This window comes from Tenacibaculum aestuariivivum (assembly GCF_964507685.1).
Classification (GTDB): Bacteria; Bacteroidota; Bacteroidia; order Flavobacteriales; family Flavobacteriaceae; genus Polaribacter; species Polaribacter aestuariivivum.
Genome location: NZ_OZ208414.1, coordinates 1,716,302 through 1,732,476 on the forward strand (window position 1 = coordinate 1,716,302; position 16,175 = coordinate 1,732,476).

Below are 16,175 nucleotides of genomic sequence, written 5' to 3' on the forward strand. Positions count from 1 at the left end.
AAAATTACAATTTAATTCTAAATAGTACACGGTTTTCAGATTTTCCATTAAAATTAGATTTAGTAAAATCGACACGTAAAAAACGCCACTTCCCAAAACCGATGTTATCTAAACCAACAGCAAATTCAGAATAAGGTTTGTTTTCAGCTGTAAATAATCCTTTTGCGCCAGTAACTAAATGAAAATTTAATTTATTAATTAATGGAATTTTACTTAGTAAAGCACCTTTAAAATTATATTCTCCATGCAGTTCTCCATATTTATCATTAGTACTTAATTGATAATAAGGTAGCATATAAAAGTTATCTAAATAATTATCTTTTGGAGCAATTAATAAGCGATTTCCATTAAAATGAACATAATCTATAAACGGAATATCTTTTTTCTTTAAAAATATGCCTCCTTTAGCTTTATATTTAAATTCTCCCCAATTACTTAAATTCATTTTTTGAGTTAATTGAGAATAGAATATATCAGAATTTAATGTGGTATTTCCTGAACCAAATTTTTTAGTATATCCGACAAATAAAGTAGGGTATTTATTAGTTTCTACATTGTATTTCCTATCAGGATATGACATATACTTTTGTTCGAAATTTATATTGCTACCTAAGTTAAATGACCACATTTGATGTGGGGTAAATGAATTTGTGAAATTTGCAGGCTCTTGCGGATTGTTAGCTGTATAATTAACATCGTTTTTAGGAAACATAACATAATCGGTTGTGTTAAATAAAGGTTTTCTGTCTGCGTATTCTAAGGAAGAATAGAAACGAATGCCGTTGATTACTTCTTTTGAAAAGGCAATTTTAGCAAATTTTTTCTCATAAATTTTCATGTAATTTCTTTCAAATAATACAGAACTTATGGTATTCCAAAATTTAGAAATAGGTTTTTTAGCATTAAATTGTGAAGTAGTAATACCTATTGAAGCAGTTAAAATAGGTTTATTTGTATTGTTCCATTTGTAAAAAAAGTTTGCTATTGGTAGTACTTTTTTATCAGAAAAAGCATAATTTATTTTTGTACCAATATTAAATCGTTCTCCTTTTTTGTTGACTCTTTTAGAATATTTAATTCCAATAGAAGAGTTCCAGCCTTGTACAGTGTTAAAGTTTAAATTTTCAATAGGTGAAGAAATATCGATATTCCATTTATCATAAGTATTATCATAAGAATATCCTGAAATAATATTTATAAGATTAAAATTATTATGTTTTGTATCTGTAGAATCTAAATATTTTTTAGATTTTCGAATAGTCTTAATACTGTCTTTTAATTTATAATCTGCATTTTCTTCGGATGTCAATGTAATAGGTCTAATTTTATGCCAATAAACGCTATCTTTTTCTGTTGCATTTTCAGCAAAAGATAAAACTTCATTACCAAATGATTTTTTAGTAAAATTAGGTATGAAATTATAATTTGAATAAGCTGCAGAAAAGCGTCCATTAAAATTAAAACCAAAAATACCAGCTTTAAAATCGATTGTTTGTGTAACAGGAATCCAAACTTTGTTTTTTAGCGAATAGTTATAACTTTGTTTGACGTGTAAAGTATCAATCATAGGTGTATTAGCTTGTGCACCTGTAACGAAAACATCAGTTCCATAAATAGCCCAATCATCTTCTGATATATAAATAAATCCGCTAAAAACACGATCGTTTTTTCTCTTCGGAAGTAATTTTATTTTACTGATTAATTTTTTGTTTTTATCATAAAAACTTCCAGTTAATTGATACTTGTAATAATTAAAAGCTTCGTTAGCAATTGGCGAAATCATTTGAGCATCTGCTAAATTAAAAGAGTTTTTATAAAGGTTAAAGTCAACTTCTTTAGCTTGATTAAAACTAATTCCGTTATTACTTCCTGAAACTTTTGAGGCAATAATGTGTTCTTTAAAATTTGTTGGTTTTTTTTGATATGAAATTTTAGAAATGGTTTCTGAAAGATATACAATTCCACTTCTTGTAGTATCTAAACCACCGCCCATATCATCAATTTTATTGCCTAAAAATTTTTTGGGAAGATTTTTTACTTTAAACAATCCTCGAGAATAAAAGTCGGCTGTGTATTGAGAAAATTTAGCTGTATTTTTCTTTTTAGAAGCAATTACATTTTGAATAATTTTATTTGCAGGGTTTTCTTCGGATGAAATTAAAACTTCATTTAAAGTAACTTTTTCTTCAGAAAGAATAATATTTAGAGTGGTAGGAAAATTTTTAACAATAATATTTTTCTTAATTGTTTTGTATCCTAAAAGTTGAAAAATAACGGTGTATTCTCCTTTTTTATTTACTGATAATTCATAATCACCATTATTATTTGTAGTAGTTCCTGTAATTGTATTTTCTAAATAAATACTAACAAAAGATAAAGGTTGATTATTTGTATCGATAACTTTTCCTTTAATTTGAGCAATGGCTATATTAGTAAAAATAACAAATAACAGTATAATTACTCTTTTCATTTTTTACTGTAAACATAAAAAAAACAGGTTTTAACTAACTGTTAAAACCTGTTAAATGTTTTATTTAGAGTGTTTAAACTTTTAATTTAAAAAGGAATACTAAGGTTTAATTACTTTCTTTTTTCTTCTTTTTACTAAATAAACCACCTAAAACATCAGTTACTTTTTTTACAGTTTCTGTTGCTTTTTCTGTTTTAGTGGTATTTGTTTTAGTAGAATCTGTTTTTTTATTTCCTAGTAAATTTTCAAGTGTATTATTTACTAATTTGTCTTTTTGTTGTTGAATTAATTTTTGACTCAATTTAGTTGCTGATGATGATATATCAGTTTTTACAGAGGGGTTTTTCATATTACCAGTAATATTAGCTGTAATTGGTACTGTAATATTTTGGTCTTTTGCACTTACTTTAGAAAGTAATCCTTGAACTTCACTTCCTAAATATTTAGCAGGTACATTTAAATTTATATTGTAATTGATGTTTTGGTCAAAACTGTGGCTTCCACCAACATTTATATCAATGTCTTTATATTTTAATTTAAAAGGTTTTACGGTTACCTGTCCTTTATCAAAAGTAAGTTGTGTTTTAATATCAGATAAATCTAATTTGTTTAAATCAATAAATGATAACTTATCGCTTAATAAGCTTAAAACTTTAGTGTTTTTAGCATCAATTTTTGTGTTTAATAGCTCAGCCAATGCTTTACCAGAAATAGATGTTAAAATAGGGGTAAAGTTGTTGTTTAAATTTCCTGACAAATTAATATCAGAATTTAAATTACCATTCATTGCACTAGCTATCGGACTTATTGATTTCAGTAAATCTAATCCTTTAAAAGATTGTGCAATATCAAATGATTTTATCCCTAAATCCATATTAAAAGAAGGTATGTTTTGTTTAGTATTTACAGTACCGTTTAAAGAAATGTTTCCGTTAAAAAGTGCTGCGTTTACATTTTTAAGTGTTGCTTTTTCATCTTTTAAAAACAAAGTTCCTTTTACATTTTTAAGTGTCAAATTATCATAATAAACAGTTTTTGCATCTGCTAAAATGGTACAATCTAAAAAAGCAGGTATTTTTAATGATGCAGCTGGTTGTTCTTGTTTATCTATTTCTTTTTTATCTTTATTAGCAGTAGTATTTTCCTGCATAAAATCATTTAAATAAAAATTATTAGAGTTTAAATTAAAAGTTCCTTGTAGTTTTTTATCAGCAAGTAAAAAACCTAATAAATTTTCAATTTTACCAGTTGCATTTAAATCACTTTTACCAGTTTTAGCATCAAATTTATTTAGAGATATTAGTGTTGGAGTAAAATTTATTTTTGTGTTTTTTATGGTAATTGGGTTTACTAAATCATCTGAAGAAAAAACAAAATCATTTACCTCAATATCTCCTTCGTTTTTAATACGATTCACAATATTGTTTTGAATTGCTTTTACATCAAATTTGGTATGTAAATTAGCTTTTAAAACACCTTGCAATTTGTTTTTTAAATCAACAGGGTATGCTTTACTAATGTTTGCTAAATTTAAGGTTCCGTTTATTTTTGCATCAACGGTTGGGTTGTTTGTTATATTGTAAATGTTTCCATTTCCTGAAAAAATATCTTCATCAATTTTAAAAGACAATTTGTTAATAGTTACAAATGTTTTATCAATATATCCTGTGGTGTTTTTTATTTGTGCATCTATATTAATGTTACGAACGCTTTTAGGTAAGTCAGGATATTTAAATGAAGCGTTATTCGATTTAAGACTAATATCTAAAAGCGGAATAGTGTTGTTTGTAACAAGTCCTTTAACAGTTCCTGCAACACTAAAATCGCCACTGGTTTTTACATTTTCAATACTTTTAGTGTATGTTTCAGGTACTAACCCTAAAAAGTTTTTAAAGTTTGATGAAGGCGTTTTAAAGCTAAGGTCAATTTCTTGATTATTGTCGTTTATTTGAACGTAACCATTAAATATTAAAGGTAAATTATTAAGTTTAGCTTCGTTTTTTAAGAATGAAAACTTACTATTAACCAAATCCATTCCTAAAATAGCATCTAAAGTTATTTTTTGATTTTTAGCATATGAAGCGCCGTCCATTTCAAAAGAAACTAATGTTGATGTATTGGTGTTTAGCTCTGAATTAGTTTGAGAAAAATCGCCACTTCCGCTATGATTAAAATCAGTTAATTGTACTTTTAGTTTTCCTTTTTTATCATGATATTTTATCAAAGCATTATTAATTGCATATGAATTTATAGAAAGCCCGAAATTAGAAGGGGTTTCATCAGTATTTTCAATTTTTACATCCGAAGGTTTTGTAATATCATAATTTGCAATACCAATTTCGTTGACTAAAATATTAAGGTATGTATCATCAATAGAAAATGATTGAATGTTAAGTTGCTCTGAGGTTTTTTTGAATAACTCGGTAAGTTTTAGTTCTAAATTAATTTGTTTAGCAAATAATAAAGTATCTCCTTTAAAAGGTTTTTCGTTTATAATTGAAACATCAGAAAGTTGTAAAGAAGCATTCGGAAAATCTCTTAACAAACTAAGGCTCGCATCCGAAAAATTTAGCTGTGCAGTAATGTTGTTATTCACAGTTTTTTTAACCAACGAAACAATTTTATCTTGAAATAAAAAAGGAGTTAAAATTAGTATAACTATTAGTGTAACAAATATAGTTAACAGTATTTTATATGTTTTTTTCATGAGAACAGTGATTTTATATTGTAAGTATTACAACAAGCAAAGTTCAGTAATTATTTGTTAAGTAAAAGATAATAAAACTATAAAATATTTTTTTTGTTTTTAAGAATTATGATGTCTTTTTATTACTTATAAAAAGTCGCCAAAGAAAAACCAGTTTAAACCTTTTTTTATTTTATTTTCTTCTAATTTAGGAGTAGAGGCTATTTGTTTGTTTTTTTCGTTATTTAAAGATTCTTCTTTAAATAAATTTACTACAAAATCATCATAACTTTTACCAGCTTCCTCTTTCAAGTAACATTCAAAGTATAATTCACTTGCTTTTTCACCTTTTATTTTTTCAATTTCTAAAAGAGTTTGGTAAAGTGGTTCAATTTTTTCAATAACACTATTAGGTACTGCTTTTCTGCGCCCTGTATATCCTGTAATTTTACCATTTTCATCTTTATCAATAGTAAAATCAGTAATAACCCAGTAATACCTACCTGTTCTAGTAAGGTTTTTAACAATAGCATGGTAGTTTCTACCTTCTTTTAAGGCATTCCATAATGCTTTAAAAGCAACCTTTGGCATATCAGGGTGTCTAATAATGTTGTGTGGTTCTCCAATTAATTCAATAGCATTATATTCACAAGCATCAGTAAATGCTTTATTAGCGTAAAGAATAGTTCCTACAGTATCTGTTTTACTAACAATCGTTTGAGTTTTATCCCATTTTACTTCTTCGTTAATTATTTGCATTCGGGGAGTTTTCATTAAAAAAGGTTTTTAAATTTTAAAAGGGATACAAATTTCTTTAGAAAATTATTTTCAAAATATGATTTTAGTCATATTTTTAATTTTTAACTAAATAACAAAAACGTATCTTTGTGAGTTCAAACAAACAACAACGAAACTTATGAGTGATTCTAGAAAAAGACGTGAAGCTTTGTTATATCATGCCAAGCCAAAACCAGGGAAAATAGCCGTAGTGCCTACCAAAAAATATGCGACACAGCACGATTTGTCATTAGCATATTCTCCAGGAGTTGCAGAACCTTGTTTAGAAATAGCAAAAGATAAAAATAATGTTTATAAGTATACAGCGAAAGGAAATTTAGTAGCTGTTATTTCTAACGGGACAGCTGTTTTAGGGTTGGGAGATATAGGTCCTGAAGCCTCTAAGCCAGTAATGGAAGGAAAAGGATTGTTGTTTAAGATTTTTGCAGATATTGATGTTTTTGATATTGAAGTAGATGCTACTGATGTAGATAAATTTATAGAAACTGTTAAAGCAATTGCTCCAACCTTTGGAGGAATTAATTTAGAAGATATTAAAGCTCCTGAAGCTTTTGAAATAGAAAGAAGATTAATTGAGGAATTAGATATTCCTGTAATGCATGATGACCAGCACGGTACGGCTATTATTTCAACAGCAGCTTTAAAAAATGCACTTGAAATTATAGGTAAAGATATTGCAGATGTAAAAATTGTAGTAAATGGAGCTGGAGCAGCAGCTATTTCTTGTACACGTTTATATTTAGCATTAGGTGCTAAAAGAGAAAACGTAGTAATGTGTGATAGCAAAGGTGTTATTAGAGCTGATAGAGATAATTTAACATCTCAAAAAGCAGAATTTGCTACTGATAGAGACCTAAATACTTTAGAAGAAGCAATGCATAATGCAGATGTTTTTATAGGGTTGTCAAAAGGAGATGTTGTAAAACCTGCTATGTTGTTAGCTATGGCAAAAGATCCTATTGTTTTTGCAATGGCAAATCCAGATCCTGAAATTGAATATCAGTTAGCAATAGATACGCGAGATGATATAATTATGGCTACCGGAAGATCAGATAACCCAAACCAGGTAAACAATGTATTAGGTTTTCCATTTATTTTTAGAGGTGCTTTAGATGTTAGAGCAACTAAAATTAATGAAGAAATGAAAATGGCAGCAGTACATGCTTTAGCTGATTTGGCTAAAAAATCTGTGCCAGAGCAAGTAAATATTGTATATGATGAGGTAAGCCTTTCTTTTGGTAGAGAATATATTATACCAAAACCATTTGATCCAAGATTAATTTATGAAATTCCTCCAGCTATTGCAAAAGCAGCTATGGAATCAGGGGTTGCTCAAGAACCAATTACTGATTGGGAAGCATATCGTGAAGAATTAATGGATAGATCTGGTAATGGTAATAAAGAAATACGTTTACTACACAACAGAGCTAAAAAAGATCCTAAACGAGTTGTTTTTGCTGAAGCAGATCATATAGATGTATTAAAAGCTGCACAGCGCGTTTCTGATGAAAAAATAGGAATCCCTATTTTATTAGGTAGAAAAGATGTTATTTTAGAACTAAAAGAAGAGCTTGGTTTTGATGCCGAGGTTTTAATTATCGATCCTAAAACAGATGAAGAAACAGATAGAAGAAATAGATATGCAGATTTTTTCTGGAAAACACGACAACGTAAAGGAATTACCTTTTTAGAGGCTCAAAAATGGATGCGTGAACGAAATTATTTCGCAGCAATGATGGTGAATACTGGTGAAGCAGATGCTTTAATAACTGGTTATTCTAGGTCATACGCATCTGTAGTAAAGCCAATGCTAGAATTAATAGAAAAAGACAAAGGAGTTACTCGTGTAGCAGCAACTAGTATGATGCTAACTAAACAAGGGCCTATGTTTTTAGCAGATACGACTATTAATATAAATCCAACCGCAAAAGATTTAGCAAAAATAAGTCAGCTAACATCATCATTAGCAAGAATGTTTGGCATAACACCTCATATTGCTATGTTAGGCTTTTCAAACTTTGGGTCATCAAAAGCTGAAAGTTCTCAAAAAATAAGAGAAGCGGTATCATATATTCATCGTAATCACCCAAACGTGATTGTTGATGGAGAGTTACAAGCTGATTTTGCCTTAAACCCTGAGTTGTTAGCAAAAGAATTTCCTTTTTCAAAATTAAACGGTAAAAGAGCAAATATTTTAATTTTTCCAAACTTAGAGTCAGCAAATATTACTTATAAGTTAATGAAACAGCTAGATGGAGTAGAGTCTATAGGTCCAATTTTATTAGGTATGAGTAAACCGGTGCATATTTTGCAACTAGGAGCTAGTGTTGATGAAATGGTTAATATGGCAGCATTAGCGGTTGTAGACGCTCAGAATAAAGAAAGAAAAAATAAGAACTAATATTTTTAAACTAAATATTTTGTCTATTTTAGATGCGTTAAAAACTACCTAAATGATAACACAACTTAAAGGGAAACTTGTAGAGAAAAGTCCAACGAATGCAGTAATTGACTGTAATGGTGTAGGATATTTATTACACATTTCTTTAAACACCTATTCATTATTGCCTGATAATGAAAATGTGTTGTTGTATACTCATTTATCTATTAGAGAAGATGCTCATACATTGTATGGCTTTTTTAATAAAGTAGAGCGTGAAATATTTAGGTTACTTACCTCTGTTTCAGGAGTAGGTCCAAGTATTGCTAGAACAATGTTATCATCAATGACATCTGAAGAAATACAACAAGCTATTGCTTCAGAAAATGTAAAAGCAATTCAATCTGTAAAAGGAATTGGAATAAAAACAGCACAACGCGTTATTGTTGATTTAAAAGATAAAATTGTAAAGATTTTTGATTTAAATGAAGTTTCAATTACTCAAAACAATACAAATAAAGAAGAAGCGTTATCTGCATTAGAAGTACTTGGTTTTTTACGTAAGCAGGCAGAAAAAGTTATAGCAAATATATTAAAAGAAACACCTGAAGCAAGTGTTGAAACACTGATAAAGCAGGCGTTGAAAAATTTATAAAAAGGGTTGGAAAAAACAGTCATTAATAAATTACTAACAACACTTACCTTATTGGTAAGTGTTGTTTTGTTTTCGCAAAACGTTTCGAAAAAGAAAGAAGATTTTATAAGAAAGGATACCGTTATACCACTTAAGTATAATTTTAATAATACTCAAAATGGAAGTCTTTTTTTAAATAATCCATCAGAAAAAATTATTACATATGATGAGGTTATAAATAAATTTGTGTTGGTAGAAAAAATTGGTGATTATTATGTTGGAACACCTATTTTTATGACTCCAGAAGAGTATAAAAAGTATCGTTTAAAAAACGATTTGAAAGATTATTTTAAAGAAAAAGTAGATGCTACAAACTCAAGAAAAAAAGGAAATAAAAAAGCTAGAAAAAATTTATTGCCAAAATACTATGTAAATTCAAAGTTTTTTGAATCTGTTTTTGGTGGTAATACCGTTGAGGTAAATCCAACCGGACAAGTAAATATAAAATTAGGAGGTATTTATCAAAATAATGAGAACCCACAAATTTCTATTGAAAACCAAAGTAGTTTTACGTTTGATTTTGATCAGCAAATAAGTACTAGTTTACAAGCAAAAGTTGGTACTCGATTAAAGGTTACTGCAAATTATGATACACAATCTACATTCGATTTTCAAAATATTATTAAGTTAGAATATACGCCAACTGAAGATGATATTATAAGAAATATTGAAGCGGGTAATATTAGTATGCCAATAAAAAACTCGTTAATAAATGGGGCGCAAACATTATTTGGGGTAAAAACAGAATTACAGTTTGGTAAAACTTATATAACAGCAGCGTTTTCACAGCAAAACTCTCAAACCAAAACGGTGGTTTCAGAAGGAGGTGCTACTATTGAGCCTTTTGAATTAAGAGCTTCGGATTATGATAATGACAGACACTTTTTTTTAGGGCAATATTTTAGAGAAAATTATAAAGAGGCTTTAGGTAATTATCCATTAGTTAATAGTCCAATAAATATAACCCGAGTAGAGGTTTGGATAACTAACAGAAATCAAAACGTAACTGATTATCGTAGTATTGTTGCGCTTGCCGATTTAGGGGAGTCTAATGATGCTAATGAGGTTGATCCAACAAGTATTATTACAACTCCTGGAGCTATAGCTGCTAATTCAAAAATTTTACCCTATAACGGAGTTAATAATTTAAACTCATTATTAGCTGAAACCGATGCAGGTATTAGAGATGTAGCAAAGGTTGATGTGGCTATTAATTCATTAGGAATTACTCCAAAACAAGGATATAATTATTCGTACTTACAAAACGCTCGAAAATTACAAACTAATGAGTTTAAAGTACATAATCAATTAGGTTTTATATCTTTAAATAGAAGATTAAACGATGGAGAAGTCTTAGCAGTAGCTTATGAGTACACCGTTGTAGGTGCTTCTAGTTCAGAAACAGTATTTAAAGTAGGTGAATTTTCTAATGATGGAGTTATAGCGCCTTCAAATTTAGTGGTAAAATTATTACGTAGTGAAATTTTAAACACAGTACGTCCTAATACAGCTACGGCTACAAGCCTTGGAGAAGCATTTCCTACTTGGCGTTTAATGATGAAAAATGTATATGCATTAGGTGCTTTTCCTTTACAACGTGAAGGTTTCCGTTTTGAGTTATTGTATAGAGATGATACAACAGGAACTTTGCAAAACACTTTTCAAAAAGCATCAACAACAGGGGTAACAGATAAACCACTATTGCGAATATTTAATTTAGATAAATTAGATCAAAGTCAATACGTTGTAAAGAATACCGCAAATGAAATTATAGGAGATGGTTTTTTTGATTATGTAGATGGAATAACTGTAAATTCTCAAAGTGGGTATGTACTGTTTCCTGAACCTGAACCTTTTGGGAATGATTTAAAAGATGTACTTACTTCTTCTACAGATCAAGAGAAGTATCTTTTTGAAGAGTTGTACTTGACTACTAAAATTCAGGCAAAAAATGAATATCAGAATAAAGATAAATTCTTTTTAAAAGGATATTTCAAGTCAGAAAAAAGTAGAGGAATATCATTAGGAGGGTTTAATATACCTAGAGGTTCAGTTCGTGTAACTGCTGGAGGCAGACAATTGGTAGAGGGTATTGATTATGTAGTAGATTATCAGCTAGGGCGTGTTCAAATTTTAGACCCAGGTTTAGAGGCGTCAGGAATACCAATTAATGCAACTACCGAAAGTAATACGCTATTTAGTCAGCAACGAAAAACTTTTATTGGGGTTGATATTGAACATCGTTTTTCTGAAAAATTTACCTTAGGAGGTACTTATTTAAATGTAAGTGAAAAACCAATTACACCAAAAGTGAATTTTGGTGGAGAACCTATTGATAATACTATGTTAGGTTTAAATTTAGATTATTCTTCTGAAGTTCCTTATTTAACAAAATTAGCAAATAAACTACCATTTGTTGAAACAGATGTGCCTTCAAACGTATCTGTTAGAGCAGATATGGCTTATTTATTACCAGGATCTCCAAGCGGAATTAATATTGATGGAACGGCAACATCTTATTTAGATGATTTTGAAGCTTCTCAAATACCTATTAATTTAAGTTCACCACAACAATGGTTTTTAGCAAGTACACCTGAATCACCTGGTTTTAATGGGGGAGTAAGTGATTTATCATATAACTACAATAGAGGTAAAATAGCTTGGTATAATATTGATCAGTTATTTTACGGTAGTGGAAACAGGCCTAGTAATATTGATGAGAATGAATTATCAAGAGCCGAGGTTCGTCAAATTAGGTACAATGAATTATTTCCAAATACCGATTTAGATATTACGCAACAAAACTTAGTACGAACGTTAGATTTAGCCTATTATCCGACAGAAAGAGGACCTTATAATTATAATGTAAACCCCGAAACTTCTGAAGAGCGTTGGGGGGGGATTATGCGACCATTAACAACTAATAATTTTGAACAAGCCAATGTAGAGTATATTCAGTTTTGGTTAATGGATCCATATCAAAATTATTCAATAACACAGGCCGAAGGTTTACCTACGGATATAAATCCACAAGATATAAGCAATCAGGTGGGTAAATTATTTATTAACTTAGGAAATGTATCTGAAGATATTTTAAAAGATGGTAGAAAACAGTATGAAAATGGTTTGCCAGAAGATGGAAATAAAGATTCAGGAGTAAATGTAAACTCAACAACTTGGGGTAATACACCAATAAATCCATCTATTTTATATGCTTTTGATAACGATAACGAACATAGAACAAATCAAGATATAGGTTTAGATGGGTTAAATGATGATGATGAAAAAACACATCTTAAAGAACGTCATAATTTTACTGATACTCAAATAGCTACTTTTGGAACTGACCCTGCTGGAGATAATTTTCAGTATTTTAGAGGAGGTGCTATTGAAGCATCAAGTCCATCAGTTTTATCTCGATATAAAAATTTTAACGGTACAGAAGGAAATTCTCCGACCGCAGCACAATCAACTGAATCGTATCCAACTTCATCAACAGCATATCCTGATACTGAAGATATTAATAAAGATCAAACAATGAACCCTGTTAATAGTTACTTTGAATATGAGGTTTCATTAAATCAAAGTGATTTAAGAAAAGGGCAAAATCATATTATTGATGTTAAAGAAGGTGAAGAAATTACTTTAGCTAACGGACAAAAAATAAGCCCTAGGTGGTATCAATTTAGAATACCTGTTAGGAATGATGCTAAGGCAATTAATGGAATTACCGATTTTAATAGTATTCGTTTTATAAGAATGTTTTTGACTGAATTTAAAATGCCTGTAGTTTTAAGGTTTGGTGAACTTGAATTAGTTCGCGGAGATTGGCGTAGGTATACAAAAACGTTTCCAAAAACAGGTACTCCTGTAAATTTAGATAACACTCAACTTAATAATTTTGAGGTTGGAGTTGTAAGTATTGAGCAAAATCAAGAAAGATATGAGCTTCCACCAGGTATTCAAAGAGAGCAGCTACAAGGAACTAATAGAATACAGCGTCAAAATGAGCAATCTGTAACAATTAAAATCACAGATTTACCTGCAGATTCATTAAGAACTATCTATAAAAATATAAGTATAGACATGCGTAGGTATAAGAAAATGCGTATGTTTTTACATGCTGAAGATCCTGATGGGTTAGCAGCACAAGAAGAAGATGCTAATGCAGTAGCAATAATTCGTTTAGGTACTGATTTGAATGATAATTACTATGAAATAGAAAAGCCTTTAGTATATAGTAAACAAAACATAGGTTCAAAGCCTATTTCAGATCAAGTATGGCCTGAATTAAATAATTTAGAAATTCCATTAGAGGAATTAGCAAATTTAAAAATAGAGCGACCTATTAACGCAAGTATTAACGAAGTTTTTTCATTGGTAAGTTCAAATGGTTTAAAAATATCGGTTAAAGGGAATCCTACATTAGCTCAAATAAGAACCGTAATGTTAGGTGTTAAAAATACCTCAAACAACCAAAAAAGTATAGAGGTTTGGTTTAATGAATTACGAGTAGTAGGTTTTGATAATAAAGGTGGGTGGGCTGCTGTTGTAAATGCTGATGCCAACCTTGCAGATGTAATGGATATATCTTTAGCAGGAAGAATGTCAACCATTGGTTTTGGAAATGTTGAAGATAGAGTACAACAAAGAAGTATTGAAGAAATTAAACAATATAGTGTTGCAACTAATATTCAGTTAGGTAAAATGATGCCAAAAAAATGGCATATACAGTTGCCTATGAGTTATAGTTATGGAGAGGAGTTTAGAGATCCTAAATACGATCCGCAATTTCAAGATATTGAATTAAAAGATGCTTTAGATAAAAACCCTAACAGTAAAAACGCACAAGATTACACACGTAGAAAAAGTATAAGTTTTATCAACGTTAAAAAGAATAAAAATCCAGAAAGCAAGAAGCAACCTAAGTTTTATGATGTAGAAAATGTTTCCGTTTCCTATGCTCATAATGAAGAGTTTCATAAGGATTATAATATTGAAAAGTTTGAAAATAAAAATGTAATGGCAGGAGCAAGCTATAATTTTAGTTTTAAGCCTTTTGTTATAGAGCCATTTAAAAAATCAAAAAAATTTCAAAGTAAATATTTACGATTTATAAAAGATGTTAATTTTAACCCTGTACCTAATTCGATAGCATTTAATTCAAGGATTAATAGAAATTATAACTCACAACAATCAAGAAATTTAATAGAAGGGTTAACAGCACAACCAGAATTAGTTCAGCGCCGATTTTTGTTTAATTGGGATTATACTATTGGTTTTGACTTAACAAAGTCACTTCAATTAAATTTTAATGCGACTAATAATTATATTTATGATAGTTTTGGAGATGATGAAGAATTAGAAATTTATGACCAGTTTTTTACCGTAGGTAGGCCAGATAATTACCATCAAAAGCTAAATGCAACCTATAAATTACCACTTAACAAGTTGCCATATTTTAGTTTTATGACTGCTGATTATGCTTATACTGCCGATTTTGATTGGAAAGCTAGTTCGCAAAGTAGTTTAGAGTTACCAAATGGTGATAATGTAAGTTATGCAGATGTTGTTGGTAATATGATTCAAAATGCAAACACACATAATGTTAACGCAAATATTGATTTTGGTCGATTTTATAAAACCTTAAAGCTTGATAAGTTATTATTAAAAGGAGCTAAGAAAAATGCGCAACAAAAAGAAACCGCAGCTCTAGGAACTAATTTTACAAGAAAAAAAGCAACGTTAAAAAAGAATGCTTCTTTAGCTCATAAGGTAATGAAAGGAATGTATGATGTTTTAACATCTGTAAAAAAAGCAAAAATTAGCTATTCTCAAAATAACGGTACTTTATTAGAAGGGTATAAGCCTTCTGTAGGTCTTTTAGGTAGAAACAGTTACGGTGGAGGATTAGCACCAAGTTTAGGGTTTGTATTTGGTAGTCAAACAGATATTTTAAATCAAGCTATTGAAAATGGTTGGTTAGTAACAAGAACAAGTCAAACAGATGAAAATCAACCTTATTATAGTAAAAATTATAATAAAACAAACTATAAAAAGTTAGATTATAACATATCTGTAAAACCCTTTAAAAACTTAACAATTGATTTAAGAGGAAATAGAATTAAAACAAGTAATTTAAGCCAGCAATTAGATGTAATATCTGATGGAAATGGAGGTTTTGAGCAAGATCCTAAAATTAAAGCATTTGAAACAGGTGACTATAGTATAAGTCATTTTATGTTAGGTACTGTTTTTACAGATAGTGAACAATTATATAAAAATTTCTTAGAAAATAGGACTACAATTTCAGAGAGATTAGCAGCTGCATCTGGATTAACAAATACAGCAGGAGCTGGTTTTAAAACATCAGGACAGCAAGTAATGTTACCAGCATTTATTGCGGCATATTCAGGTACTAGTGCAGCATCAGTAAGTACAAATATGTTTAAAAACATACCAATACCAAATTGGACTTTACGTTTTAATGGGCTTATGGAGTATAAATGGTTTAAAAAAACATTTTCTTCCTTTACGCTATCTCACGGTTATAAATCATCGTACACACTGGGTAATTACACAAATAATTTACAATATGATGCTTCTGCGCCAACAAATACAAATAATTCTGGTAATTATCATCCAGAACTATTACTTTCGTCAGCAACTTTAATAGATGAATTTTCTCCATTAATAAAAGTTGATTTTAGAATGAAAAATTCATTCTCGTTTAAAGGAGAGGTAAGAAGAGATAGAAGTTTAACATTAAACTTTAATAATAATACTTTAACAGATATAAAAGGAACAGAATATGTTTTTGGCTTTGGTTATAAAATTAAAGATGTTAAATTTGTAACTAGGTTTACAGGAAGAAAAGAAACTTTAAAAGGAGATATTAATTTAAGAGCAGATGTTTCTTTAAGAGATAATTTAACTTTAATACGTAGTGTTGATAAAGAAAATAGTCAAATAACAGGAGGTGAAAAATTATTTGGGTTAAAATTTATTGCTGATTATAATTTAAGTAGTAGTTTAACAGCATCATTATATTATAACCATCAAACGTTTCAATATGCGGTGTCAACAACGTTTCCAAGGCAGTCTATAAATGCAGGAATCAATATAATATATAACTTAGGAAATTAAA

Annotated in this window: 6 protein-coding genes; 3 read left to right on the forward strand and 3 right to left on the reverse strand. The window is 29.4% G+C overall.

All coding sequences use genetic code 11. From position 1 onward, the window contains the following. Positions 1 to 4 precede the first annotated feature (4 nt). The 3 genes from ACN5J4_RS07600 to ACN5J4_RS07610 form a co-directional block, all read right to left on the reverse strand. Positions 5 to 2,470: a DUF5686 family protein gene (locus ACN5J4_RS07600; RefSeq protein WP_418649413.1), complete on the reverse strand. Its 2,466-nt coding sequence runs from the start codon at positions 2,468 to 2,470 to the stop codon at positions 5 to 7. 106 nt (positions 2,471 to 2,576) lie between these two features. Then, a complete protein-coding gene (locus ACN5J4_RS07605; RefSeq protein WP_418649414.1) occupies positions 2,577 to 5,177 on the reverse strand; it encodes an AsmA-like C-terminal region-containing protein in 2,601 nt (866 codons plus the stop codon). A gap of 126 nt (positions 5,178 to 5,303) precedes the next feature. Next, positions 5,304 to 5,915, reverse strand: a complete 612-nt coding sequence (locus tag ACN5J4_RS07610; protein ID WP_418649415.1) for a PAS domain-containing protein — start codon at positions 5,913 to 5,915, stop codon at positions 5,304 to 5,306. 157 nt (positions 5,916 to 6,072) lie between these two features. On the opposite strand from ACN5J4_RS07610, the gene ACN5J4_RS07615 reads away from it, so the two are divergent. Genes ACN5J4_RS07615 through sprA form a run of 3 tightly spaced genes read left to right on the forward strand, consistent with a single transcriptional unit; the run spans position 6,073 to position 16,174 of the window. Next, positions 6,073 to 8,355, forward strand: coding sequence for an NADP-dependent malic enzyme (locus ACN5J4_RS07615; RefSeq protein ID WP_418649416.1), 2,283 nt, complete (start codon positions 6,073 to 6,075; stop codon positions 8,353 to 8,355). Positions 8,356 to 8,407: 52 nt separating this feature from the next. Continuing rightward, positions 8,408 to 8,989, forward strand: coding sequence for a Holliday junction branch migration protein RuvA (ruvA, locus tag ACN5J4_RS07620; protein WP_418649417.1), 582 nt, complete (start codon positions 8,408 to 8,410; stop codon positions 8,987 to 8,989). 6 nt (positions 8,990 to 8,995) lie between these two features. Further along, on the forward strand, positions 8,996 to 16,174 hold the full coding sequence (gene sprA, locus ACN5J4_RS07625; RefSeq protein ID WP_418649418.1) for a cell surface protein SprA: 7,179 nt from the start codon (positions 8,996 to 8,998) through the stop codon (positions 16,172 to 16,174). The last annotated feature ends 1 nt before the right edge of the window (position 16,175 follow it).